This window comes from Pseudomonas sp. LY-1, from assembly GCF_053502595.1.
This window is the reverse complement of record NZ_CP094353.1, coordinates 254,023-278,039: the sequence shown is the minus strand read 5'-3', so window position 1 is coordinate 278,039 and position 24,017 is coordinate 254,023. Positions and strand designations below refer to the sequence as shown.

General features: G+C 53.9%; 20 protein-coding genes. 8 read left to right on the top strand and 12 right to left on the bottom strand.

Annotation, left to right across the window (positions count from 1 at the left end; genetic code table 11):
• Positions 1-82: 82 nt before the first annotated feature.
• Positions 83-415, bottom strand: coding sequence for a DUF6957 family protein (locus MOQ67_RS01260; RefSeq protein ID WP_448675965.1), 333 nt, complete (start codon positions 413-415; stop codon positions 83-85).
• 117 nt (positions 416-532) lie between these two features.
• Entirely contained in the window at positions 533-2,260 is a 1,728-nt protein-coding gene (locus MOQ67_RS01255) for a TniQ family protein (RefSeq protein WP_448675802.1), read from the bottom strand.
• 93 nt (positions 2,261-2,353) lie between these two features.
• On the opposite strand from MOQ67_RS01255, the gene istA reads away from it, so the two are divergent.
• Together istA and istB are read left to right on the top strand one after the other, a co-directional pair.
• Complete coding sequence (gene istA, locus MOQ67_RS01250; RefSeq protein WP_041771204.1) at positions 2,354-3,868, top strand: IS21-like element ISPre4 family transposase; 1,515 nt, start codon at positions 2,354-2,356, stop codon at positions 3,866-3,868.
• A gap of 20 nt (positions 3,869-3,888) precedes the next feature.
• Positions 3,889-4,644 (top strand): IS21-like element ISPre4 family helper ATPase IstB, encoded by a 756-nt coding sequence (gene istB, locus MOQ67_RS01245; RefSeq protein ID WP_011077977.1) that lies wholly within the window; start codon positions 3,889-3,891, stop codon positions 4,642-4,644.
• Here istB and MOQ67_RS01240 read toward each other — a convergent pair.
• Genes MOQ67_RS01240 through MOQ67_RS01230 form a run of 3 tightly spaced genes read right to left on the bottom strand, consistent with a single transcriptional unit; the run spans position 4,636 to position 7,697 of the window.
• The gene (locus MOQ67_RS01240; RefSeq protein WP_448675801.1) at positions 4,636-5,001 is read right to left on the bottom strand and encodes a hypothetical protein; all 366 of its coding nucleotides are present in this window, start codon (positions 4,999-5,001) and stop codon (positions 4,636-4,638) included. The genes istB and MOQ67_RS01240 overlap by 9 nt on opposite strands.
• 12 nt (positions 5,002-5,013) lie before the next feature.
• Positions 5,014-5,952 (bottom strand): TniB family NTP-binding protein, encoded by a 939-nt coding sequence (locus MOQ67_RS01235; protein ID WP_448675800.1) that lies wholly within the window; start codon positions 5,950-5,952, stop codon positions 5,014-5,016.
• Positions 5,949-7,697, bottom strand: a complete 1,749-nt coding sequence (locus tag MOQ67_RS01230; RefSeq protein ID WP_448675799.1) for a transposase — start codon at positions 7,695-7,697, stop codon at positions 5,949-5,951. Before MOQ67_RS01230 ends, MOQ67_RS01235 begins: the two co-directional genes overlap by 4 nt.
• A gap of 143 nt (positions 7,698-7,840) precedes the next feature.
• Between MOQ67_RS01230 and MOQ67_RS01225 the strand changes: the two genes are divergently transcribed.
• On the top strand, positions 7,841-8,908 hold the full coding sequence (locus MOQ67_RS01225) for an IS630 family transposase (protein WP_448675798.1): 1,068 nt from the start codon (positions 7,841-7,843) through the stop codon (positions 8,906-8,908).
• Between the two features lie 165 nt (positions 8,909-9,073).
• Here MOQ67_RS01225 and MOQ67_RS01220 read toward each other — a convergent pair whose 3' ends face one another.
• The gene (locus MOQ67_RS01220; RefSeq protein WP_011102952.1) at positions 9,074-9,796 is read right to left on the bottom strand and encodes a hypothetical protein; all 723 of its coding nucleotides are present in this window, start codon (positions 9,794-9,796) and stop codon (positions 9,074-9,076) included.
• 185 nt (positions 9,797-9,981) lie between these two features.
• On the opposite strand from MOQ67_RS01220, the gene MOQ67_RS01215 reads away from it, so the two are divergent.
• Positions 9,982-11,028 carry a hypothetical protein gene (locus MOQ67_RS01215; protein WP_448675797.1) on the top strand — a complete coding sequence of 349 codons (1,047 nt, stop codon included), beginning with the start codon at positions 9,982-9,984 and terminating at the stop codon, positions 11,026-11,028.
• Between the two features lie 53 nt (positions 11,029-11,081).
• On the opposite strand, the gene MOQ67_RS01210 is transcribed toward MOQ67_RS01215, so the two are convergent.
• Positions 11,082-11,711: an HAD family hydrolase gene (locus MOQ67_RS01210; RefSeq protein WP_448675796.1), complete on the bottom strand. Its 630-nt coding sequence runs from the start codon at positions 11,709-11,711 to the stop codon at positions 11,082-11,084.
• A 139-nt stretch (positions 11,712-11,850) separates the two neighbouring features.
• On the opposite strand from MOQ67_RS01210, the gene MOQ67_RS01205 reads away from it, so the two are divergent.
• Both MOQ67_RS01205 and MOQ67_RS01200 read left to right on the top strand, forming a co-directional pair.
• Positions 11,851-12,846, top strand: coding sequence for an AAA family ATPase (locus MOQ67_RS01205; protein WP_448675795.1), 996 nt, complete (start codon positions 11,851-11,853; stop codon positions 12,844-12,846).
• A gap of 19 nt (positions 12,847-12,865) precedes the next feature.
• Positions 12,866-15,358, top strand: coding sequence for a S8 family peptidase (locus tag MOQ67_RS01200; protein ID WP_448675794.1), 2,493 nt, complete (start codon positions 12,866-12,868; stop codon positions 15,356-15,358).
• A 161-nt stretch (positions 15,359-15,519) separates the two neighbouring features.
• On the opposite strand, the gene MOQ67_RS01195 is transcribed toward MOQ67_RS01200, so the two are convergent.
• Positions 15,520-15,927 carry an antitoxin Xre/MbcA/ParS toxin-binding domain-containing protein gene (locus MOQ67_RS01195; protein ID WP_448675793.1) on the bottom strand — a complete coding sequence of 136 codons (408 nt, stop codon included), beginning with the start codon at positions 15,925-15,927 and terminating at the stop codon, positions 15,520-15,522.
• 604 nt (positions 15,928-16,531) lie between these two features.
• Here MOQ67_RS01195 and MOQ67_RS01190 point away from each other — a divergent pair.
• Entirely contained in the window at positions 16,532-16,996 is a 465-nt protein-coding gene (locus tag MOQ67_RS01190; protein WP_448675792.1) for a type I restriction-modification system subunit M N-terminal domain-containing protein, read from the top strand.
• A 75-nt stretch (positions 16,997-17,071) separates the two neighbouring features.
• On the opposite strand, the gene MOQ67_RS01185 is transcribed toward MOQ67_RS01190, so the two are convergent.
• Both MOQ67_RS01185 and MOQ67_RS01180 read right to left on the bottom strand, forming a co-directional pair.
• A complete protein-coding gene (locus MOQ67_RS01185) occupies positions 17,072-19,447 on the bottom strand; it encodes a TOTE conflict system archaeo-eukaryotic primase domain-containing protein (RefSeq protein WP_448675964.1) in 2,376 nt (791 codons plus the stop codon).
• A 430-nt stretch (positions 19,448-19,877) separates the two neighbouring features.
• The gene (locus MOQ67_RS01180; RefSeq protein WP_198864756.1) at positions 19,878-20,231 is read right to left on the bottom strand and encodes a hypothetical protein; all 354 of its coding nucleotides are present in this window, start codon (positions 20,229-20,231) and stop codon (positions 19,878-19,880) included.
• Between the two features lie 79 nt (positions 20,232-20,310).
• On the opposite strand from MOQ67_RS01180, the gene MOQ67_RS01175 reads away from it, so the two are divergent.
• Positions 20,311-21,530 (top strand): IS3 family transposase gene (locus tag MOQ67_RS01175; RefSeq protein WP_407727974.1). Its coding sequence is split into 2 segments (ribosomal slippage): positions 20,311-20,656 and positions 20,656-21,530, totalling 1,221 coding nucleotides; the frame shifts between segments, so codons are not numbered across the junction.
• Between the two features lie 79 nt (positions 21,531-21,609).
• Here the strand turns inward: MOQ67_RS01175 and MOQ67_RS01170 are convergent.
• Together MOQ67_RS01170 and MOQ67_RS01165 are read right to left on the bottom strand one after the other, a co-directional pair.
• Positions 21,610-22,008 (bottom strand): DUF6957 family protein, encoded by a 399-nt coding sequence (locus MOQ67_RS01170; protein WP_115581281.1) that lies wholly within the window; start codon positions 22,006-22,008, stop codon positions 21,610-21,612.
• Positions 22,009-22,093: 85 nt separating this feature from the next.
• On the bottom strand, positions 22,094-24,016 hold the full coding sequence (locus tag MOQ67_RS01165; protein WP_448675791.1) for a TniQ family protein: 1,923 nt from the start codon (positions 24,014-24,016) through the stop codon (positions 22,094-22,096).
• Position 24,017 lies beyond the last annotated feature (1 nt).

The window sequence follows — 24,017 nt, the reverse complement described above, 5'->3', positions numbered from 1 at the left end:
GGGCGTCTGACATGGGCAAACTTGTCGATGATCATCCTTCAACTCGGTCAGCTAGATAGGCCCCGAGCAATTTCATACAGCTCTAGAGGATGCGCTCTAGGACATCAGGCGCTGAAACCTTGCACATCCCACCGCCTAGCAGCACGTAAACCGTGCGGCACGTCTTGAAGAGAAACCCATCTTGGAAAACGTGTAGCGGTGAGGTTCGAACAAAGTCACTACACCTCCACTGATCGGTACTGTCATGTATTACGGTGTGGGCATATAAAATCACGGGCTGACAACGAGCTTCTTGCAGATCTGCTCGCTGCACATCGCTAACATCCAAATCGACCCAAACCCAATCCCGGACTAAGCAAAAAGGCGCCTGCGGACAATGTTGCCGGACGTACGCAATCGCCTCATCGTTCTTCATTTCGGAACCAGACATTGGCTGGCCTGGCCCATAAAGCACTTCAACCACATCACTGAGGTAATGCATTTGAGACTTTCCATGCGCCAGCTTGCGCCGGTTACGTTGTCGCACAGGCGGCTAACACTGGATAAAATCCATCTGGGCCATTTGATTAGCCAAATCTCGGATAGTGGGCTTACGCAGTTGAGCTCCGCGTGCCAAGTCAGCACTCCGCAATAACAGGCCACGATGAGCTCCTCCTGCTTCCTGAGGCGGAACAATGCATTCGATCTTCGCGGGCCGGAGGGACTGGAGCAAATAGGGCGTTTTGGTCTCAAGCTGCTTAGAGATCTCAGCAGTTGGAACGTATGTCAGAAGAAAACGAACAAGCGCGGATACAGGCACTACATCTCGCTTAGCTTTGCCATGTTTCTCTTCGACAGCATTAAGGTATCCGCCCTGAATCCATTTTTTGATCACTGCAGGTTTCCACCCTGATATCTGGGCCAAGTGGTCTATGCTGAGCGCGACATCCGGGTTGTTGTCTCGAACACGCTGTTCGATTTCGGCCTGATCGAACTGTAAGCCTGCCAGTCCAGGGAGAGTTGGCACATGCCCCGTTGGGCAGATCGTTCCCTGCAAAATGTCCTGGAGCACCGCGACAATCTTGGCATTGGATATGCCGTGTCTTACCGAAACGTCCTGAATTCCGATGGGGAGAGAAACCCGAGCTTTCTTGCGCACCCGTTTAATCAACTGGGCAACAACTGCGTTAATCTCGGCAGCTAAAAATTCGCCCGCGACTAACACAGGCCGCTCATCACGTTTGTACCGGCGGAGGCCTCCGGCTTGCACGAAACGCTCAAAAAATACCTTTGAGACATTCAGTCGACGGCGAGCCTCGGTTGCGGAAAGGTATTCAGCACGTGCTGACGCGATCTGATCAAGCGTAGAGCGGTGAATGGCGACAAAGCGACTCTTGCCTTCCTGGTGAACCTTCCCGATCACAGCTTGATTGATCACTAGATTGGCCAGAATATCTGGAGCAACTCCTAGCAAGCGCGCAGCCTCTGCCGCTGAGAACCAATGCATCGCTTCAGCGTTATCAGGCCCAAACATCATCGCGCGCGTACTGAGCCCTAAGCGCCCGTCAAAGTGTTCAGCCACTTGTGCCCTGAACTGATCTCGAACGAAATCAAAGCTGGAGGATGAGTAGGTGCTGAATAACTCCCTGTACCAAGATCCAATCCGTTCAGCTAGACCAACGCCATGGCCCGAGCAGAGTTGGTTTTGCATGGCCGCATCAAAACGTGCTGGCCAATCACCCAGCAGCGACTCCAGACAACGCATTATCACCAGCGAATCTTGCAAAGGTGAAGAACTGTTGAAGCGAGGTTTAGCCATCGGCAAACCGCTTCGTTGAGCCTGGTGCTTCGCAAGTAGCGTCAAGAAGTCAGGCAACAGCGGCTCGAATCCTTGGCGGTGACAGATCTCCGTAAACCCTACGTGTTCGCTGAGACCCGCATCAGCAATCAGTGCGGATAGTTTCGTTGCGAACTCTGACGCGTGGACGCTAACAGCAAGCCGTAGATCGTACCCGCAGTCACAAAGCTCTAGCGTCCGTCGGTGGTAGCTGAGCGGTTTCTCGCAGTCCGGGCAGTTTCCAAGCAGCACAGTGCCATGGGTGGGGCAAGCTGTGACCAGCAAATGCGACCAAGCCTCTTTAGCATATCCATCGGAGGCCAAGCACTCTGGACAGACCGGTGAATGGCCATTGCGTGCGGATTCCACGGCCATCCGGCCACCTATTCCATAAACATCCGGCCACTGATTCCACGATGATCCGGCCACCCATTCCACGCTCATCCGGCCACCCTTAAGGCAGGCAGCAACGCAGGATTATTCACTACCATCGACCTCTTTTATCGAAGCAGAGAGGTCGTCGTGGAGCGTTTATCCATGCGTAAAATTCGAGAAGTGCTACGTCTCAAATTCGAGGTCGGCCTATCTGCCCGCCAGGTCGCTGGCAGCTTGCAAGTAGGCCGAGCCAGCGTCGGTGAGTACCTCAATCGCTTTGCTGCCAGCGGCCTGACCTGGCCCTCTGCGCTGACTGACGCCGAGTTACAACGGCATCTTTTTCCGCCGCCGCCCACCGTTCCCAGCGATCAAAGGCCGGTGCCAGACTGGGCTCATGTACACGGGGAGTTACGCCGCCCCGGCGTAACTCTGGCCCTGCTTTGGCAGGAATACCGACTCGCCCACCCGCAAGGCTTCCAATACAGCTGGTTCTGCGAGCACTACCGCCTCTGGGCCGCCAAGGTCGACGTGGTCATGCGCCAGGAGCACCGTGCCGGCGAAAAGCTGTTCGTCGATTACGCCGGCCAGACCGTACCGGTCATTGATCGGCGAACCGGCGAGATCCGCCAAACGCAGATCTTCGTCGCCGTTCTCGGCGCGTCCAGCTACACCTTTGCCGAGGCCACCTGGTCGCAGAAGCTGCCTGACTGGCTGGGCTCGCACGCCCGCTGTTTTGCTTTTTTCGGTGGCACATCGCAGATCCTGGTGCCCGATAATCTGCGCAGCGGCGTCACCAAGGCGCATCGCTACGAGCCCGACATCAACCCCAGTTACCGCGATCTCGCCGAGCATTACGGCATCGCCGTATTACCTGCTCGCTCGCGCAAACCCAAGGACAAAGCCAAGGTCGAAGTCGGCGTGCAAGTCGTCGAGCGCTGGATCCTCGCCGCGCTGCGCAACCGCCAGTTCTTCTCGCTGGGCGAACTCAACACGGCAATCAGCCTGCTGCTCGAACGCCTCAATCAAAAGCCCTTCAAGAAGCTGCCCGGCTCACGCCGCTCGGCCTTTGAGACCATCGACCAACCCGCACTGCAACCGCTACCAGAACATCCGTACATCTACGCCGAATGGAAAAAGGTGCGGGTGCACATCGACTACCACGTCGAGGTCGAGGGCCATTACTACTCGGTGCCGTACCAGTTGGTGAAGCACCAACTCGAAGTGCGGCTAACCGCTAAGACCGTCGAGTGCTTCCACGCCAACCAGCGGGTGGCCAGTCACCTGCGCTCGCTGCACAAAGGCCGCCACACCACCCAAACCGAGCACATGCCCAAGAGCCACCGGGAGCACGCCGAATGGACACCGCAACGGCTGATCCGCTGGGCCGAGCAGACCGGGCCTAACACCGCTGGCGTTATCGCCTACATCCTTGAGCGCCGAATCCATCCTCAGCACGGCTTCCGCGCCTGCCTGGGCATCCTGCGCCTGAGCAAGCAGCACGGCGAAGAGCGGCTGGAAGCCGCTTGCCAGCGAGCGCTGGCACTGGGCGCGTGCAGCTACAAAAGCCTTGAATCGATCCTGCGCCAAGGGCTGGAAAAGCTACCGCTGTCCCAGCAAAACCTGCCGCTACTGCCCGACGAACACATCAACCTGCGCGGCCCTGGCTACTACCACTGACCTGAAAAAGGAGCACCAAAATGCTGCCCAATCCGACACTCGACAAGCTGCAAACCCTGCGCCTGCACGGCATGATCAAGGCGCTGAGCGAGCAACACGCCACGCCCGATATCAATGATCTGAGCTTCGACGAACGCCTCGGCCTGATGATCGACCGCGAGCTGACCGAACGTGAAAACACGCGTCTGAGCAGCCGGCTGAAACTGGCACGACTGCGCCACAACGCTTGCCTGGAAGACATCGATTACCGCAGCCCACGCGGCCTGGACAAGTCCCTGATCCTGCAACTGGGCAGCGGCCAATGGCTGCGCGATGGCTTGAACCTGATCATCGGCGGCCCGACCGGTGTAGGCAAAACCTGGCTCGCCTGCGCGCTGGCCCACAAGGCCTGCCGTGACGGCTACAGCGTGCGCTACTTGCGTCTGCCGCGCCTGATGGAGGAACTGGGCCTGGCCCACGGAGACGGTCGATTCGCGAAACTGATGGCGGGCTATGCCAAGACCGACTTGCTGATCCTGGACGACTGGGGCCTGGCGCCGTTTACCGCACCGCAACGGCGCGACATGCTTGAGCTATTGGACGACCGCTACGGCAACCGCTCGACGCTGGTCACCAGCCAGATGCCCGTGGACAAATGGCATGCACTGATCGGCGATCCGACCTTGGGCGACGCGATCCTCGACCGGCTGGTGCACAACGCTTATCGGATCGAACTGAAGGGCGAATCGATGCGCAGACGCGCAACGAAATTGACGACGACAGGGACTTCAGACTAACAATGCAAACCTGCGTCGCTGCGCTCCGACTGCCTGGCCGGATGAGCGTGGAACGGGTGGCCGGATGTTGGTGGACTGGGTGGCCGGATGGCGTGGAATGCGCACATTGCGCAGATAGCTGGGTTGACCAAGGTAATGCATTTGACCAATGCGGGTTGTATTGAGCTGTTCCTCATTCAGCTCAAAGCATTCGCAGATTTGAGCGAGCTCTGGCGATGAGTACGCTACTGTTAACTTGAGCCCGCGTTCGCTCAACAGCGCCTGAGCGCAACCATAGCCGTTGAGCTCCGCTTTTCGCATCAAAAGAGAGTTCAGGCTTTCACCTGGCTGGAGGGCAACATTTTGGAAAAACGACATGTATGTTGCCCTCTACAGCCGGGGAATGGGGAGATGAGCCTCGCGCAACACCTTCACATAAGCGGCGTTCAAATCGTGATCCGAAATGACCGTGCCAGGTGTAAACGGATTGCCAGAAAAGGGCTGGTCGTTGACTGCGTTACCGTAGGCTTTAGCTAGACATCTAACATCAATTATCTTGTTGGCATTATTAGTCTCGGCATGGCTGAAGAGATCGACCAACATACCGAAGCGGCCTAAGGAGGAGGCATAAAGGGACTTGATAGCTACATCGCCACTTAGCTCAAATATCCAGCCTTGTTCACTGTACGCAGCAGCCACAAGCGAAATACCCGCAGCAAAATCTTGGCGATCAGCAGCACTGATCCACGAGTAGGGGTAGATCAGCTCAGTGGCCAAACTGCGACCACGTAATTGCTCATTTAGCCCCAGCAAGCGCTCAGCAGCAGGAAGACCAAGCAAAATGAGAGAGATGTTGAGTTCATCACTTAATACTTTGAAGAAATCAGCCAGAGCTCTTACTTTTTGTGGGCTGTGTAGCTCTGCCAGATGTTGTACTTCATCGACGATGATCGCCCTGACTTTCGCAATTTCTAGCTGGCGCAACGCTTGATCGTACAAATCCGGTGTGCTGCATTTGCTCAGTACCCTACCACCGAGACCACGGATAATACTTAGCGTGAGCGCACGCTGATTGGGTTCAGTTGGGGCTGTGACGCGGATCAGTGGCTTACAGATTTTGCCATTCACCTCCTGCGTGGGGAAGTCTGCCATCAGTGCCTGAGCGACTTCTCCTTTGCCTATTCGGCTGGGGCCGAACATCGGCAAGATTTGCCGCTCACCGGTAAGGGAGGCTTCAATGACTTGAAAGGCCCGCTGATATGACCTCAACATCCGGCCATGGAAAAAGCCCTCAGAACGAATCACCTTAATGACTTCATTCGCCATCATTTTTTCCTCCGGTGGGGTGCAACTACGATTTCTGTCGGAGCAGCAGCGAGAACGGTTTCAGCAATCGGCAATTGTTGTTCAGGAGCGATCGCCGCAGCGTTGGCTTTATCGACTGTTCGTTGAGCTCTTTGATTCTCGCGAATCTTGCCCTTTGGACGTTTCTGCGCATTGGCATCTTCGATAATATTTATATGATTGATGACGTAATCTTCCCCAGACAATTCGAAGTCTGACTTATAATGTGCCTTACGGATTTCCTTAGCCTGTTCAAAACTAATAGCAGGCATGTTCGGGTTCTTATTTTGAACCGTGACCCACTCTTTCAAGCCAAGGTCATAAATATGAACCGACCGGCAGTCAAGTGGATTAATGCACACATCTACCTTCACCGTAGAGTTTGTTTTGAAAAGCGCTGAAACATACTCGTTCTGATAGAACTGGCGCTGATAGTTAATACCTTCACGAGTGATACTTAATTTGACTTCTAAGTAATGACGACAGGCTTCCATCAATTCTTCAGCCGAAGGTGCTGGAAAAACTACATACTGCTGGCTCAGACGAGTCAACGCCTGCAATGGAGTAAACTCCTGACCAAACTTTTCGGACAAGCGATCACTCTTCTTAATATGATATGAATCCGTAATCCAGCGGATGATGACTTCGTTAAGTTTTTCGATGGTCAAGGTCGCAGATTTCTGTGCGTCTTCCAGACCATGCGTTTCCCGCTTGTCATGTGATTTCTTGGCGCCTGGTAGTTTCTTGATCAGCATCGTGTTCAACGTGCCAAAAAAACGCTCAATAAACGGTTTCTGGTAGGGGGCACCGGCAACACAGTACTCCAACATCATACCCAGGTGTTGCGACGCTTTAACGATCATAGGGCCATGGCAATCTGACCCGTTATCCAGAACCAATGTGCGGATATCTGCCGGGGCGGGCCACTCATGCACACAGCTCCATTGCGCTTTAAATGGCTCTCCCTTGGGGCTAAAAGCAAACTGAAGGGATTGCATCAACCCGACCTGGCTTGCTGCCTGAATGGTGAGGTGAATTCCAACAATGGTCATTGTTGCTGTATCAATCAAAGCATAGAAGGTAGGGCAACCAATTACGTTGCCAGAGGCATCGACAATGAAGATGTCCAAAACCGTAGAGTCACCCTCTACGCGGGCATAAGGCTCTTTGACATCAAGATAGCTACAGGCATTTCGCATAATCAAACGGAAGGTGCGAGGGTTCAGCCGACCTTTGATATTTTTCAGATTTAGTCTCGCAATGAATCGGCCTACCGTACGCCTAGACACACCGCCAAGTTCAACACCGATCTCAGCTGACTTTTCTGAACACCGAATATTAATTGCATGAACAATATCCTGAATGCTAAACCTACTGCTACTGCAATACTTTGACTCGATGACGTTAAGAATGATTTCTTGAACCTCGGGTTCCATCGATAACGAATGATGAACGCCACGATCCGAAAAATGTGCAGCTAAGCAGTTTGGCGAATACGACTCTTTATAAATCCTCCAGTATCTTTCAATTGATCTTCTTGACGGTACAGTACGATGCGAGCCATATCGCCTTTGGATCTCAATGTAGATATCCTTCCAAGTAAAATCCTCAATCAGCTGCTCTACAACTCTGATGTACTCCTGCCGCTCATCTCTAGATTTAATTTCTGTGGGGCTCAAGACTCGAGGTTCAACAACCTCTTCTACCCCACATGGGGTTTCAATACGCACGACCGACCGTAGATCCCCCGAAGCGACTGTATTGCGAAAGTCGTCATCCTGGTAGACATGAGATTCACCTAGTGTGCCGTCTCTTAAATAAATTTCTAACCTGAGCTATGCTTCTGTGGTCAGTCAGTGCTTGGAGTGATCACATGAACTCTCAGGACATCGTGCTCAGTGAAGACGAACAAACTGAACTGAGTCGGCGCATAAGATCAGCCACGATCAGTCAGCGTGACGGTCGTCGGGCGCGGGTGATTTTGCTAGCCGCTCGAGGTTGTTCTCGTAACGAGATCGCCCAGTTGACCGGTCTCTCCGTTGTTTCAGTCACCCGCTGGTGCAAGCGTTTTCAAGAGCTGCGTCTACAAGGCCTGGTGGATCTGCCCGGGCGAGGTCGTAAGCCGTCCCTACCGGCCGAAGCGTTGAAACGGACCCTTGAGCAAGTCACTCAGCCGCGTATTGGCCAGCCTCGCTGGAGCTGTCGAAGCATGGCGCGAGTGGCCGGTATCTCACCGGCCAGCGTCCAGCGTATATGGGCCGCCAACGACATAAAACCGCACCTGACACGCACCTTCAAACTGTCCAACGATCCAAACTTCGAAGAGAAATTTTGGGACGTCATTGGGCTGTATCTGGATCCGCCGGATAAGGCACTGGTGCTCTGTTGCGATGAAAAAAGCCAGGTTCAGGCCCTCGAACGCACTCAGCCTGGACTGCCTTTGGGAATCGGGCATATCCGCACGCAATCGCACGATTATGTCCGCCACGGCACCGTTACCTTGTTCACCGCGCTGGATTATCTTCAGGGGCATTTGATCAGCAGCATTGAGCGCCAACATCGGCATCAGGAGTGGCTGGAGTTTCTCAAAAAGATCAATCGAGAAACGCCCAAGCATCTTCAGCTGCATTTGATCGTCGACAACTATGCCACGCACAAGCATCCAAAAGTGAAGGCGTGGCTGGAAAAGCATAAACGCTTCCACATGCATTTCACTCCGACTGCCAGTTCATGGATGAACATGGTTGAACGCTTCTTTCGCGACATCACGGTGTACCTGCGTAACGGCAGTTTCAGTTCGGTTCGCGAACTGGAGAGCTCAATCACCATGTTCCTGGCACTGCGAAATGCGCAGCCGACTCGCTACGTCTGGAACGCCAAGGGGGAAGACATTTTGAACAAGGTACAGCGAGCCCGTGAGGCAATGGTCTCACAGGTATGAGGAGCTTTATTTGTGAGACAGCACACTAGCTGCCCAATCAGCACTACTTGCCGTGCTTTGGTATTGATCGTTCCAATTACATACGAACGACCATCTGCTCCGATGACCGTGGCGCCAACCCTGTATCGACGCGAGCTGATGAGCCCTTCATTAACGGCAGCCATCTCAGATGTCCATTAGCTTCAGATGATCCAACGAGCCATGCGCCGCATTAACCCAGCCATCCCCCGAGAAAACATTCTCCGACAAGTCCGCGCTCAGCACCCCATATGCCAATCCAAAAAAAATGTCCGCATTAGATAGTGCCCCAGATTCTTTAAGCTCTAGGGTAGGCCACCGCTTACGATTTTTTAACGCGATGCCTACCTTTTCACAGGCACCTGCCGCGCGTTCCTTTTGAGCAGGACTAAGCGCCTTTTTCAAGTTTTCCAGATTGGAGATGAACACCGGAGAGAATTTCTCCTCGGTGAAGGTGATAAATTGCTTGCCATATGTGGCCAAGATGCGTTCAGCCCGAGCATGCTTATCCGCGTGCTTCTCTAAGAAAGCGCTGGGTTTGCTCTCGCAGATAAAGATTTGTCCGTCATGCCGCTCAATTTCACTGTCAGCAGTGTAAGCCACAGCCTTTTTACCGTCTTTCTTGGGCAAGTCCTGTCGGCTAATAAGCAGATTTTCGTTTTCCAGGTCGACACAGATTGACTGGTCGGATATCCGCGTGAATCCAGGCATGAGGCTGAGAAGCAACAAGTGGTTGCGCTCAAGAAAACTCTCGCCCGCGACAATCCCATTCGCATTGCGATCCGTCGGCACGATATAAGCTCGGCGACCCCGTTTGGTACGCTTGGCAACGTCACGCACAGGCTTAACACCCTTATTTCTGACGGGCATAACACAACTCCAAAATCTTAAGAAAGCACCGTCAAGACGGTGTGCACCATGGCGATGCTTGACGCCGTAAGCGGCAAACCCCAAACTCCGTCTTGATTCTGTAGAGTCCAAACAATCGGCGTATAGAAATACTGCTGGCCGGCCAACCTGTCAATAGTTTTCCGTCCAAACAAAAGGAGCCTGGCATGGGTAGAAAAGTGGACACCACCTGGTACGGCACCTATTTGGAAGCAATCGCCTTCGAGAACCTCTCGGGAGATAAGCCCGTAGGCACACCAGAGTTGGCAGATCATCTCGGTGTGAAGCCAAAAACACTTGCACGAATAAGGTCTGCAGGCCGCTTCATCCATGAGGTGCTACCGGGGGTAAAGCCAGAACAAATTCAGTGCGGTTACGCCTCGTTAGAGCTGTTATCTAAGTTATGGGGAGCCGATCCCTCGGGCGCGCAGTCTCGATTAGAAAGTGTCCTGGCCAACAGGACTAAGCTGCCTGAGCTAGAAGATGCTATTCGTCGGGTCAAGCTTGGCGAAAACAAAAGCTCCACAGAAAGCAGCCTAGTCGGGCCGTCTCAGCTTAGTTTTATGGCGCGAATGGATGTCTGGATAGCATCGTCAGATTTGGTGCATTTCGATTCGTATCGGGGTACAGCGTTCAGACTCAAACCATGTCTCGGCTCCTGTCCTGGATATCTCATCAACACAGAAAACGGTCAACCGAGCGCCCTCGTCCTTTGCAAACAGGGGAGCGGCTGGCGGGATCCTGCCGGCGTTGCTAGGGAGCTGTATGAGCATGCAATAGCTCGCAGGCACACAGCCCCAGCGATCTGGTATGTCTTTGAAAAAGACAGTGCCGTGCTTCAGCACCTCGCAGAGCTAAGCATCTGGTGGGGTGGCTCGCCTACTAGTGACGATCCATGGTTACTCTTGGCCTATCTGACCGAATCAGGGAAGCTTGAGGTGCTTTTTGAGGAATACTTCTACAACCTGATAGGCAGCATGACAAAGGGCGAAGGTGCGCTTCGGCCAAATGATCTGATCGCCACTGGGGAAGCTATGGATGGCAGCAAAGCCTGCATCACAATACCTTTACGGAACATCCAGCCTATATCTGCACCGACGAAGCATCGCCCGTACTCGGAAGTACTTCGAGAGCGCTTACTGGCAATTGCCGGGCAAGGCGATGCGACGTCGCATCAAATTGACCGGTTAGCTGCTATTGACCTAGGTCTCTGACCTGCATCCGCTAAGCGTTGCCGGTGCTGCACACTGTAGATATAACTGGGAGATCAAGGCGATCGGCTTTCAAACACGGAGTGCTTGAAAGCCATCAAATCGCGAAAGTCAGATGGCGATCCTGCTCCAGTCCGGTTTAGATAATGCCCTTTGATTCCAAGGGCTATTGGCCCGTCTCGATCACAACGCTGGGAATCCCCGATCATCCACACCTTGCAGGCGTCTACAGCCAACTCAGTCAGCACTGCCTCGTAGATCCGCCGATCTGGCTTGAGCGTCCCTATCTCATAGCTGAAGCCATAGCTCTCCAAGCCAGGAAAGATGCGCTTAACAGCCGCGCCATAGGGCCGGGCCAAATTTGAACAGACCGCCACTTTCAGACCACGCGCTTGCAGTGCCTCAATGCAGGCGAGGGCGTCGGCGAAGGGTTGGATACCGGCCAGCTCATCATCAAGCTCGGATTGGATACGCTCAAGCTCAGTCGGTGGCACGACAATGCCGAAGTGATCGGCAGCTTGCGCAAGACTCCAAGGATGGCTCATGAGCATCGATGCATCATCCGGCTTCGGACGCCGACCTTGCGCGATGCCTAGCTTGAGAAGCTGGCGAAATGGATGGCGCCCGTTCTCGATCCGGATGATGGTACCGAACGCATCAAAGATGACCGCTTGGACATGGCTCATACCGCGTACTCCCTCCAGACCATCGAACGCCATAAGATCAGTACCTTCGAGAAAGCCAGCCTTTTACTGTGTCGAAGCTACTTTTCTGCAAGGCAAACCTAATCAGGCCTATAATGCACGGCTAGCATGAGGTCAACCTATGGCAAGCGCCGATCAGCTCAAAGCACTGCTGAAATCCCACATTACTGGTGATGACAGCCACTTCTTCTCCGTCGCGATGCAGGTTGCAGCGCACGAGGCAAAGCTCGGCCACGGAAAACTGGCAGAAGAGCTCAAAGCTCTGATCGATGCAGCGAAAGCTCGGCCCTCTTCAAAAGTACTAAACAAAACGATCCCTATCAGCCAACCTCGTGGTGAGTTGGTCGGACTTCTCCAGGCCTCTTATCCACAAGCTCGACTTTCCGACATGATCCTGGACGACCAGGTTGCTATGCGTTTGCATCGGATCATCAAAGAACAGCAGAACCATACGAAGATCCGTGCCCACGGGCTTTCACCTCGCCGGAAACTGTTATTGGTCGGGCCACCAGGCACTGGCAAAACACTGACCGCCTCTGCATTGGCAGGTGAGTTGGGTGTCCCGCTGTTTGTTGTGCGACTTGATGCCTTGATCACCAAATTCATGGGGGAGACCGCCGCCAAACTGCGCCAGGTCTTTGATGCCATAACGGAAGTACGCGGTGTCTATTTTTTCGACGAGTTCGATGCCATAGGTTCGCAACGCGGCCAAGCTAATGACGTCGGAGAGATACGCCGCGTGTTGAATAGCTTTTTGCAAATGCTGGAGCAGGATCAGTCCCACAGCCTGATAATCGCGGCTACAAACCACCCCGAAATTTTGGACTACGCCCTGTTCCGACGGTTTGACGATATGATCCAGTACGGACTTCCTGAAGCCGCTCAGATCATCGCGGTGCTAAAGAATCGTTTATCCACCTTTAAGCCGAAACGCTTGGCTTGGTCGAAGCTCGCCGATAAGGCAATAGGTCTGAGCTATGCCGACGTCGCACGGGCTGCAGACGACACCCTCAAAGATGCAATTATTCATGACCGGGTATCAATTACGGATGCTGATATTTTTAAGATGTTGGAAGAGCGGAAGCTGATCAGTAAGAAAATACTAATCGACAAATAATTCAAAGAGCAGTATCGCGATGACGGATCAACGCAGAGAAAACCTCCCGCACTTGTTTCCCCAGAATACTTCATCCCCAGAGCCTTTCACTTCCCATCGGGTTCCAGTAAGGCCCCCACCGCTCCCTGTTCGTGACCGTGCCCTGCACGGCAATTCTTTGCGCGAACAACTCCAGCAGATCCGCCCTATTGCGGAACAGGCAAAAGAAGAACAAGCGGCACTTGGCATCCAAGACGGGGTAGGCCTTCGCGTTCAGTTTGAAAGCTTTGCTGATGTCAAACTGGCCTTTGAAAGTTTGGCGAATAAACCTAAGGGGATCGAGCTTCTCAATTATAAGGAAGAGGGAGAAAGAGGCTTTGCGACTGTTTTCGTCCCGGATGGCAAGCTCGATTATTTTGAACGGGTCATCGTCGAGTACCTTGATGATCGTAAAGGTTCTACAGGGCGAAGCCTTGACCACAAAGCCTTAATAAACACGATTCAATCCATCCATGTGGCTCAACTAGAGGCGCTATGGACGGATGCTCCAACATTTTTTCCAACAGACGAAAACGAGATTATATGGTGGGAGGCTTGGTTACCCGTCAGGGATAATCGGGACTTGGTGGTTGCAAGCTTCATGCAGGCCGCTCAGCTACTTGGTATTCGAGTACTGGAAGGAAGGCTTACTTTCCCAGAACGAACAGTGCTGACAATCCAATGCAGCAAAGCACAGCTACAACATTCAGTTCTGACTCTTAACAGCATCGCTGAGTTACGCAGGGCAAAGGAAACGGCGGATTTTTTTGATTCATTTACACCTGCAGAGCAGCACGAATGGGCTGCTGAACTTCTGGGTAGGACAACCTTCACCTCCTCAGAGCATACCCCGCATATCTGCATTCTTGATACGGGCGTAAACCACGGCCACCCACTATTAACTCCAGCACTTGTGGAGCCAGACCTTCACACCATCGAGCCGGATTGGGGTGTGGATGACCGCCATGGCCATGGCACCAGCATGGCTGGGTTAGCCCTCTATGGCGATTTAACCCATACATTAAGATCAGCGGAACCTCTGATCATTGAACATCGTCTTGAGTCTGTGAAGCTGCTACCAATCGACGGAGCAAATGCTGGAGATGAGAAGAATTTTGGTTTCAATACAGTCGAAGCAGTAGCTCGCCCCGAGATAACGGCACCTCTAAGAGCACGACTGTTCAGCATGGCAGTCACTACCGTAGACGGCCGAGATCGGGGCCGCCCCTCATCCTGGTCATCCGCCCTAGACCGACTCGCCTTTGATTCAGATGGCCAGGGAGCAAGCCCACGGCTATTTGTGGTTTCTGCAGGTAACATTCGAGAGAGCCGTGAATGGGTGGACTATCCAAGTAGCAATACATTGATGGGTATTTGCGACCCTGCACAGGCTTGGAATTCATTAACTGTCGGAGCGTTTACCGATCTAGTAGAGCTCGCACCAGGCTTGAGAGCTGTCGCCGCACAGGGAGGCCTGAGCCCATTCAGCACAACGTCGCAGAATTGGATCAGCCATTATCCCCTGAAACCAGATGTGCTCTTTGAGGGAGGCAATCTGATCCATGATGAGCTGCTGGGCCCTGCCACTGCAGGGGAGCTATCACTGCTGACCACTCATAATCGCCCATTCGACCGCCATCTGACATTGGCCACTGCCACCAGCGCCGCGACCTCGCTTTGCTCCCGGATGGCGGCTCAGCTGATGGCCGCATACCCAGCGCGCTGGCCTGAAACCATCCGGGCATTGATCGTTCATTCTGCTGAATGGACTGATGCGATGAAGCAGATGTTTCTTCCGCAAAATCGTAATCCAACAAAACAGGATTACGAACGTCTGGTTAGGCATTGTGGCTTTGGCGTGCCCAGCCTGGATCGAGCTAAATGGAGCGCATCAAACTCGCTGACGCTGGTTGTCGAGGACACTCTCCAACCCTTTAAAAAGTTGAGAGGGAAAGACCCCTCTCCACGAGAAATGCACCTGCACGAGCTACCCTGGCCCAAGGATGAACTTGAAGCATTGGGGGCAACCGACGTTGAAATGACCGTTACGTTGTCCTACTTCATCGAACCTAATCCATCCGCCCGTGGAAGGTCTCGCTATCGATATGAATCCCACGGTCTTCGCTTCGACGTAAAACGTCCAACGGAAGATGTGCCTCGGTTCAGAGCCAGGGTAAATGCCGCTGCGCTTGATGATGAAAATGGAGTGCCGAACCAAGACAATGATCCGGCATGGACTCTAGGCAAACAGAAACGCCATCGTGGCTCACTTCATCAGGACACTTGGAATGGCACTGCAGCTGAGCTGGCAAGCCGTGGCTATCTTGCCGTGTACCCGTCATTGGGATGGTGGAAAACCAGAGGAGCCTTGGAGCGGTATGACAGCCCGGCACGGTATGCGCTGATTATTTCTATCAAAGTCCCGGAGGTTGATACTGATATTTATAGTGTAATCGCCGCGAAGATCGCTCCCGAAAATGTCATTCTGGTGTGACGATATAATCCGCGAAGGCTCGTGAAAGGAGCCTTTTGCCTAGTTGGACGAATTTTGGGCTCAGCCCCAGCTCTGTGGGCCGAAATTTGAGTCACTGTGAATTACGACAGCGTTGTTGCCATAGGTGCTCTTGAGCTCAAACAGCGACCAACCTCGTTCACTCAAGCAAAAAACCCCTGGTGGATGCGTTCCAAACTGTCGAGCACAGCGGCATAGCCCGGCGTAGTCGCCACAGCCTCCCACGCCGTCATGCCATCCAAGAAGCTGTGAACGGTGCTGAGCCAGAGAGACGCCTTGTCGGGGTGGCCAAACACTTGCTCGGATCGGAGGAAGATCATGCTCACTCGGTATAGCCGATCCCCTTCCGCGCGGGAAAGCTGTTCCCGTTTGACGCGTCGGCGGTGCAGAGTCCGAGACGTGAGCACGCCGACAGCGACGGCGCTGACACCGCGTTGCGCTAGGTACTCAAGGGCTATGAGCGGCACCCCTTCTCGAATAAACGTATCCAAGGGTTTACGCTGCGGCGCTCCCATTATCTCTAAGACTTGTGCTTGCAATTGCGGGTTCATGACGCTCTCCGGACGTAACCACGAACAAGTGTAGGCCAATACCCGTGATCGCCTCGCTGGCCTCGATCCGCCGCATCGGCTTACGCGTAATTTGACGTTATGGTTGATCGCCACCATCGTCGACTGGGAGTCTGGAAGGCAGACGAGGCATGTATGGCTACCGATTCAGAGGTGTTCCGATGCTCAGCATCTATCGCAGAGCTTTCTGACACCATCCAGCGCTTCACAAGCAACCTACCACGTAAGATAGAGGTGCTTCATAATGCACAGTCTGAGTGGCGTAGGTGTCCGGGCAATCGTTAGTTCTCATGCGCAGCCGCGCCCTCGATCAATACCCTCCCAAAGCTCTGCTGATTCCCCTGCAATCCGGCATAGAGCACGGCCTGCTGAATCAAGCAACGGTGGGAGCGAGCATCTTCTCCATTCAGCTCTCGACCCTCAAGAACATAGAGGCTCCCGTGCCTCCTTGCAAACCATGCATGCGATGGTGCGGGCATCGATCTGGTCACTCCAGTGGATCACCACTGAGCAACACCAGATCAGCCCACTGCTAATGGCGTGATGAGATCTGTAGAACGAATCGAATCCTCTTTAGGAACTGCTAATGCACAATGCTCAACATCAAAATCTAGTCGGCTTCATCTGGAATATCGCCAACAAGCTGCGCGGGCCCTATCGTCCGCCACAGTATCGTCGTGTGATGCTGCCGCTTATTGTGCTGCGTCGCTTTGATCTGGTGCTGGCTGAGAACAAGCAGAAGGTGCTGGACGAAAAGAAACGCCTGGAAGACAAAGGCATCACCGGCCCTGCCCTGGAGAAGGCGCTCTCACGTATCGCCGCTACCGACCGCAAGCAAGAGCTATTTAACACCAGTGGCTTCACGTTTGAGAAACTGCTGGGCGATGCACCCAAGCTCCTTGCCAACGCTGCTGTCGTTCGGTGGCTGGCTAGGCACCAGCCTGAGTTCCTGAAAGAGTTCCAATCCATCGCCGAGTTGACCGAGCTACCTTGGGGAATTCACGAATCAGATGCTGCCCAACTGGAGCCGGCTGTCGAGGCACAAGAATAATTTCAGGTGATCAAGCGACGGTGGAATTTATATGTCGAGGTTGAACCGCTGATCTGGCGCGACAAACCTGACCACTCAAGCTTGAAACAGATCCATTGAACTCGAACGGTCTTCAAGACGATAACCCATCGCTCGATACCCGCTTTGGCGCTTTTCCCACATCCGCATCAACGCTGGATGCCCGGCATCGATAAACTCGATTATGCGCACATTGGATTTACTCGCATGCTCTCGATGCAAACGCCCTGCGTACTGCTGCAGTGTGCCTTTCCAAGAAATGGGCATTGCAAGCACCAAAGTATCCAATGGCGGATGGTCAAATCCCTCACCTATGAGCTTGCCAGTGGCCAATAGCACTCGAGGAACATCCGGTGGTAGGGCGGCCAACTCATCTGTCAGGGCTATGCGCTGCTTTTTCGACATACGTCCATGCAAGGTAAATAGATTCTGCACACGACCAACGAGTGCCGCCTCGATGACGCTCAGGTGATCAGTGCGCTCTGTCAGCACCAGCACTTTACGTCCTTGATTGAACGCCTTTTCGACTTCAAGCGTGACCCGCTCTGTGCGTTCAATATTCTCAGCAAGGTGCCGGAATACATCTTGAATACCAGCTCCCTCGGGTAGGTTGATCGGAGCTGCTAACAGCAGAGTTTCCACCATCAAATCATCAGGAGCACTGGTTGGCCTGCTCGCCGTATGTCGAATCGGCCCACACTGCATAAATATGATGGGGTGCTGACCATCACGGCGTACCGGTGTAGCTGTTAGCCCAAGTACATACTTTGCCCGAACATTTTTCAGGATTGCTTCAAACGAAAATGCCGATAAATGATGACATTCATCAACTATGACCTGCCCGTAGTTTTTTACCTGTTCGCTAACTTGACCCTGCCTCGATAGGGACTGCATTACGGCTATATCAATAATCCCCGTAGGCTTGGCTTTTCCGCCGCCGATGGTGCCGACTACACCTTTACCGAGACTAAGGAACGCCTGCAGTCGCTCTTGCCACTGGCGAAGCAGATCCGTTCGATGCACAAGCACGAGCGTATTCACACCGCGACGCGCGATCAATGCAGCAGCGGCCACGGTTTTACCGAAAGCTGTCGGGGCACAAAGGATACCAGCATCATGTTGTAGCATCGCCGTTACAGCAGCCTCCTGATCCTCCCGCAATGCACCGACGAAGTTCAGGTTGATGGGCTCGCCACCAAAACGCTCATCCTCAATGATCGGAGCAATGCCGTTTTCCTTCAAAAGCTCTAACACGACATCTAGGCAGCCACGGGGTAGGGCGATGTGCTTGGGGAAGTTATCTGCACAACCGATGATGCGGGGCTTATTCCAAACCGACAGACGCATCGCCTGTGCCTTGTAGAATTCTGGATTCTGAAACGCAGCCAGCCTGACCAACCGATTAGCCAACGCCTGGGGCAATCCTTCTTTTTCAAAGTAAATCAGGTTTGCCAATGTAACCGTTAAAGATGCTGGCATTGGGCAAGATAGTCTTTGTTCACTTGGGCTCTTCCAAGGCTCTTGCTCGTCCTCCTCAGCAACGAACGTTACATCCAAAGGATGAGCGTGGCCCGTCGCACATACGATGGCCGGATCAATATCCTCCACGGCCATAGGCTGGATGCTGGCCAGGAATGCCCATTGATCAACATACGGTTTAAGTTCGTCGTCAACAAAGACACTGCATCCGTACTCGCGAGCTTTCTTCTGCAAAGGCAGCGCAATCAAGTTGCCAAAACCACCTTTCGGCATCCTGTCCTGGTTCGGGAAAAGTCGGTCATACGAACTCAGCTTCAGCTGTCGAGTTCGAGCGCAGGTATGACTAATGATCGCCGTGCCCAGTCGCCGGGCGTCCTGAGCTGTGACAGCCCTCGCAAAGAATACCCAAGCATGAGCTCCATTACCGGAGCGCGAGATTTCCAAAGCCACGGGTACATCCAGCTCTCGACAGGACTGGGCGAAACCTAGCAAGTCATCGCGCCAGTCGGCCTCGTCGAAATCAACAGCAAGGAAGTTACATGTGTCGTCGGTGAGTAAGGGGTAAACGCCTGCGACTATCTCGCCCGCCAGGTGCCGATACAGCACCTGTTCATCCAACGGCACTAATTGACGGTGGCTGCACTCTCCACACTTGATTTTGGGCTTCTGACAAACACCCGGACGCCATTCATTCGCACAAGCTGGCGAATACCCTGCCTTTCCGGCTTTACTCTCCCAGCGCTGGGGGAATACATCAGTACGTCCTAGAAACAAGCGCTGAAACAGCTTCAGTTTCGCCTTGGTTCCAAGACTCTGTGTGGGTAGCTCGACTACAGAAACAGGTGTGGCAGGCACCGCTGCTGGCAGTCGCCATTCAATAGCGTTGGCCTCCAGCAATGCAATCAATCGAGCATTTTCTGCCTGGAGCTCTACCAGGAGATCAGAGTCAGTCATGGAGTCGATTTTCATACCTGTACAAACCACAATGTCTCAGTGTCAGGACTACAACGTGTATCAAAAGCTTCAGTAGCCCTCGGCCCATTCTCGACAGGGTATGACAAGCCAGTCGCAACGAGCTATCTCTGCCAGCCAAATCGCTCCGCTAAATAGCGCCCCTAGAAAAGTAATCTACCACGTGCGCAGCATCCATAACGCAGGGCACGCGTCGACGAAAATTTGGGGATGACTCACAGGGTTACGCTGAATAAAGCAGGATTTAACCTCTGGTATACGCACTGCACAATGCTGTTCGAGTCCGCTGTCGACATACGAACTTGGGCCAAATGCTCCCGCTTCGGGCGAGAAAGATTACTCCACTCTTGTCTGCACATGCTGGTGCAAGGTGGTGAGTGCTAATGATCGCCTGTTTTCGCCAGCGCGGTTCCTATTGTAAGTGCCTGGGAGTGGGGTAAAAGCCACCGGTCAGAACCTTCAAAAAGTCGTTAAGTGACTGCCGACCATTGTTACCTTTGAACGTGACGATTACATAGCAACTGCCGCTGGCGGTAAGGAGTATCCAGTAAGGGCTCCTGTGCGCCATCAGGTGGATATCAGAGGTGCGAATGCGATGCCCGTCTTCAAACCGTCCTGCACCTGCACGAGTATGCTTATGCACCACACCGACCGCAGAACACGCCACAATCTCGACTTCTGTCAGGAAGGCGGTCACTGCCATGCCGCTGAAATGCCGCTCTGCCGCCGCGAGCCGGAGCTCACCGAAACCTGTTGAGGTTGTCATGTCAGATTCTGAACGAGCCCCATGAAAGACAGGACACCGTTTCTCCCTTACGATAAGGGATAGGCAAACGGTTATGTTTATGACTAACAGCAACGATAAGAGTGGTGAGCTTTTGGGTCAGGAGCGGCGACGCCGCTGGAGCCCGGAGCAAAAACTGGCCATGGTTCGCGAGAGCCTTGAGCCAGGGCAAAGTGTGTCGGTCGTCGCTCGGCGCAACGGCATCAATGCCAACCAGTTATTCCTGTGGCGCAAGCTGTATCAGGACGGCAGCCTGTCGGCGGTCAGTGCTGGCGAAGCCGTGGTGCCGGCCTCCGAGCTGAGCGATGCGCTCAAGCAGATCCGTGAACTGCAACGGATGCTGGGCAAGAAAACGATGGAAGCCGAAATCCTCAAAGAGGCCGTGGAGATCGCCCGGTCGCGAAAATGGATTGCGCACTCACCCTTGTTGCCGGGGGACGACCAGTGAAGCTGGTCAGCGAATGTCTCGGTGTGGCGCGCTCGCAATTAACGGTTCGAATCAAGCAATCGGTATCGCCCAAGACACGGCGAAGCAGACCTGTGGACGACGCTGAGTTGGTGGTTGAAATCCAACAGCAGGTCAGCGAGTTGCCCAGCTATGGCTACCGTCGTGTCTGGGGATTACTGCGTCGGGAACGTGAAACCCATTCGCTGCCGGCGATCAATGTGAAGCGGGTTTACCGGGTCATGCGTGATCACAACTTGCTGCTGGAGCGTCGACTCAAACAGCCCGGCGTGCCGCGTCGGCACGAAGGCCGTATTGCCGTGAAAACCAGCGATACGCGTTGGTGCTCGGACGGCTTTGAGTTCCGCTGCGAGGATGGCGCCAAACTGAGCGTGACCTTCGCCCTCGATTGCTGTGATCGCGAAGCCATCGGCTGGGTGGCAAGCCCGACCGGGTACAGCGGCGATGATATCCGTGACTTGATGCTGGAAAGCGTGGAGAAGCGCTTCGGTGATCAATTGCCCACTACGCCGGTGCAATGGCTAAGCGACAACGGCTCGGCGTACACCGCCGAACAGACACGCCTGTTTGCTCGACAGATCGGCTTGCAGCCGGTGACCACGCCAGTTCGCAGCCCGCAGAGCAACGGGATGGCGGAGAGCTTCGTGAAGACGATCAAGCGTGACTACGTGGCGCACATGCCCAAACCGGATCGGGAAACGGCGTTGCGTAACCTGGCAATTGCCTTCGAACATTACAACGAGCAGCATCCGCACAGCGCTTTGAACTATCGCTCGCCGAGGGAGTTCAGACGCTTGGCAGTGGCATCAATTTAACGGGGAGTTGGTGTCCGGTTTTGTAGGGGCAAGTCCAGGTTCCCTGCCAATGAGGTGGGTAGGCCAGGCAAGGCCCGGTCTAGAACACCTTTACCACTGTCGCCAACTCTGCTGATTTACGAGTGCCAGGGCCCAGCAGAAAATACGCGGTATTGCGGGTCTGAAAGCAAAAACCATCCGAGAACGACACCATTGGAGTAGTACGCACCCAGTCTCCCGGCTTCAGCCGTCCTTGGCTGTCCATGACCACCTCGTGCGCATAGATCATGACTGGGAGACGAGCATCACGCTCCAGCGCTTCCAATAGTGATGGCGGCATCACCAGATCAATCCAGATCCATTGCCTAACTAGACAATACGGCGCATGACCGAAACGCCGCTGGGCGAGTGCTATGGCCTCTTCATCGGAAGCATTGTGGCCGAGCATAGAAATGCCCTCGCCATACAACAGCTCTGTGATCGCATCCAAGTTTTTCATGACAGCTAACCTCCGCTGAGCATGTGCATCGTCGACGCCTTGCCCGGCGCATACGTTAAGCACTCGATCTGATAGCACGACTACCTTAGCCGGGCCGATTCTCCGCCTCGAACAACCCGTCCGCGAGATCCGCCATAGTCAAACACCGAGTTGTCGCCCCCATACTCGCGTCGCTAGCTTTTCGAGGACTTTCGCCAGCAGCACGCCCCAACGCTAATTTGATCAGGGCATCTGTTGATATCAAGGCACCGCGCTGAGTACCTTCAGACGTCACGTGGCCGCCTCTTACCATGGCGCCTTTACTTGCCAAAGAGTTGGTTAGGTGTACTGACTTACTGCCCAAGCGCTCGGCAACTTCTGCGACCACAATGTGCGTGGAGAGAAACATCAGCAGATCCACTACCGAAATAAACACCCTGCGGCTTCTGCCCAAGGACTCAACACGGGCCCCCAAATGACCTTGTTCCACCCAGGCTTTGATGTTCTCGTGCTTCCAGCGAGTCATCTTGGTGAGATCCGTAATGGTCAGCTCAAACAAGGCAGAGTCTTGTCGCAGATGCCCCAGGATTTCTTCCTGATCGAATCCAAAGGCTGCTAACCCCTGTACTTCAGGAGTTCTTGATACTGGCTTGATCTGACCAGTGAAAATCAGCCGATAGACTTCACAGGCTTGGTGGTAGGAGAAGCGCTTAGCGCTGATGTCTTCAATCCCGAGGGTTGTGTGGCAAACCACAGGCACCGGCGCTTCGGCGAGCACGTCGATCAGGCGTTGGACATCCTTCTTTAGAAATTCCCCTTTAGCGAACAGGGGTCTGTCGCTTTCCGGCACTCGATTTAAGGTTCCCGATTCCAGTAGGCGCGCGCGCACCCGACGAGTGATGTTGAGGATACGGAGCAAATCTTTGCTGGTGACGAGACCTTCTGCAGCCTGCTGGAGCGCCTCAACTGCTGCGCGGTCGATTAGGCAGAAGTCGACCAACGCCCCCTGTATGACCTTCCCAGGCAACTGGCCAGTCTTCACGTACGACATGATTCGGTCGGGCGAAGAACCAAGCAAACGGGCAGCTTCATTAGCGGTAAACGTAGCCTTTAAGCCCAATAGCTCTGCACCGATATACTTCATTTTTCGGTTGATCGGAGTATGGGCATGGCCGAGGATGATATCGGTAACGATGGCCCGTAAGGGTGCGTAAGCTGCGGAGTTGAACGAGGCGTTCAGCTCTCTGTACCAAGCCCCCAAATGACGAATGAATTGCCTGGAGTCTGCCTGGTTCGCGGCCTGTACCTTTGCTAGCACAAATGTCCGAAATCCAGTCAATAAATCCTGAGCCATCACATAACAAGCCTGATTGATCTCAACGGCACGTTTAAAATCAATGGCCACATTTTTCCTGTGTGGCACCTTCAAGGTCAGATTGGCGAGAAACAGCAGGAATTTGTCGATGTCCTGCGGGACACCCGGCGCATGGTTCAAACCTGAAAGCACCTGCTGATTCTCACCGGTGCGCAGGAGGATCGATGAAATCAGGAGGTTGGCGGCATCGGCTGGCAGCGCGGTCGCTAGTGACAGATCGCATCCGCAACCGCATTGAGACACGGCCCCCCGATTTAATTCCAACGACGATTCACATTCCGGGCACTCGGCGATGAGCAGTACCTGATGCAGCGGACAGGCCGTAAATAGCTGATGATGCCACGCCTGGCGGATATGACCTGATAGCTGCAGGCACTCCGGACAGACGGGGACAAGCTTTCTCAGGAATAACCCAGCAGCCATCGATCCTTCTACAGCAGGAAACGCTGCCAAACGATCAAGCCGTTGCGCATCTAGCCCATGGTACTGCGCTATGGCAGACCGCTCCCCATCGGTGTAACGGCTTTTTAGCCGGACACCGGGCGGTCGCAAAAGGGCATGGGTAGACCCAAGAAAGTTCTCCTCTGTCAGTCTCAACAGATAGCCGTTGAGGCTTTCGTCAGATATGTCATCGTTTGGTATGAACGCCAGCATG

What these genes read in the sequence shown, in the direction of transcription:
- MOQ67_RS01260 (WP_448675965.1), bottom strand. Translation starts at nt 415, where the DNA reads ATGAAGAACGATGAGGCGATTGCGTACGTCCGGCAACATTGTCCGCAG.
- MOQ67_RS01255 (WP_448675802.1), bottom strand. Translation starts at nt 2,260, where the DNA reads ATGAGCGTGGAATGGGTGGCCGGATCATCGTGGAATCAGTGGCCGGAT.
- istA (WP_041771204.1), top strand. Translation starts at nt 2,354, where the DNA reads ATGCGTAAAATTCGAGAAGTGCTACGTCTCAAATTCGAGGTCGGCCTA.
- istB (WP_011077977.1), top strand. Translation starts at nt 3,889, where the DNA reads ATGCTGCCCAATCCGACACTCGACAAGCTGCAAACCCTGCGCCTGCAC.
- MOQ67_RS01240 (WP_448675801.1), bottom strand. Translation starts at nt 5,001, where the DNA reads ATGTCGTTTTTCCAAAATGTTGCCCTCCAGCCAGGTGAAAGCCTGAAC.
- MOQ67_RS01235 (WP_448675800.1), bottom strand. Translation starts at nt 5,952, where the DNA reads ATGATGGCGAATGAAGTCATTAAGGTGATTCGTTCTGAGGGCTTTTTC.
- MOQ67_RS01225 (WP_448675798.1), top strand. Translation starts at nt 7,841, where the DNA reads ATGAACTCTCAGGACATCGTGCTCAGTGAAGACGAACAAACTGAACTG.
- MOQ67_RS01220 (WP_011102952.1), bottom strand. Translation starts at nt 9,796, where the DNA reads ATGCCCGTCAGAAATAAGGGTGTTAAGCCTGTGCGTGACGTTGCCAAG.
- MOQ67_RS01215 (WP_448675797.1), top strand. Translation starts at nt 9,982, where the DNA reads ATGGGTAGAAAAGTGGACACCACCTGGTACGGCACCTATTTGGAAGCA.
- MOQ67_RS01210 (WP_448675796.1), bottom strand. Translation starts at nt 11,711, where the DNA reads ATGAGCCATGTCCAAGCGGTCATCTTTGATGCGTTCGGTACCATCATC.
- MOQ67_RS01205 (WP_448675795.1), top strand. Translation starts at nt 11,851, where the DNA reads ATGGCAAGCGCCGATCAGCTCAAAGCACTGCTGAAATCCCACATTACT.
- MOQ67_RS01200 (WP_448675794.1), top strand. Translation starts at nt 12,866, where the DNA reads ATGACGGATCAACGCAGAGAAAACCTCCCGCACTTGTTTCCCCAGAAT.
- MOQ67_RS01195 (WP_448675793.1), bottom strand. Translation starts at nt 15,927, where the DNA reads ATGAACCCGCAATTGCAAGCACAAGTCTTAGAGATAATGGGAGCGCCG.
- MOQ67_RS01190 (WP_448675792.1), top strand. Translation starts at nt 16,532, where the DNA reads ATGCACAATGCTCAACATCAAAATCTAGTCGGCTTCATCTGGAATATC.
- MOQ67_RS01185 (WP_448675964.1), bottom strand. Translation starts at nt 19,447, where the DNA reads ATGACTGACTCTGATCTCCTGGTAGAGCTCCAGGCAGAAAATGCTCGA.
- MOQ67_RS01180 (WP_198864756.1), bottom strand. Translation starts at nt 20,231, where the DNA reads ATGACAACCTCAACAGGTTTCGGTGAGCTCCGGCTCGCGGCGGCAGAG.
- MOQ67_RS01170 (WP_115581281.1), bottom strand. Translation starts at nt 22,008, where the DNA reads ATGAAAAACTTGGATGCGATCACAGAGCTGTTGTATGGCGAGGGCATT.
- MOQ67_RS01165 (WP_448675791.1), bottom strand. Translation starts at nt 24,016, where the DNA reads ATGCTGGCGTTCATACCAAACGATGACATATCTGACGAAAGCCTCAAC.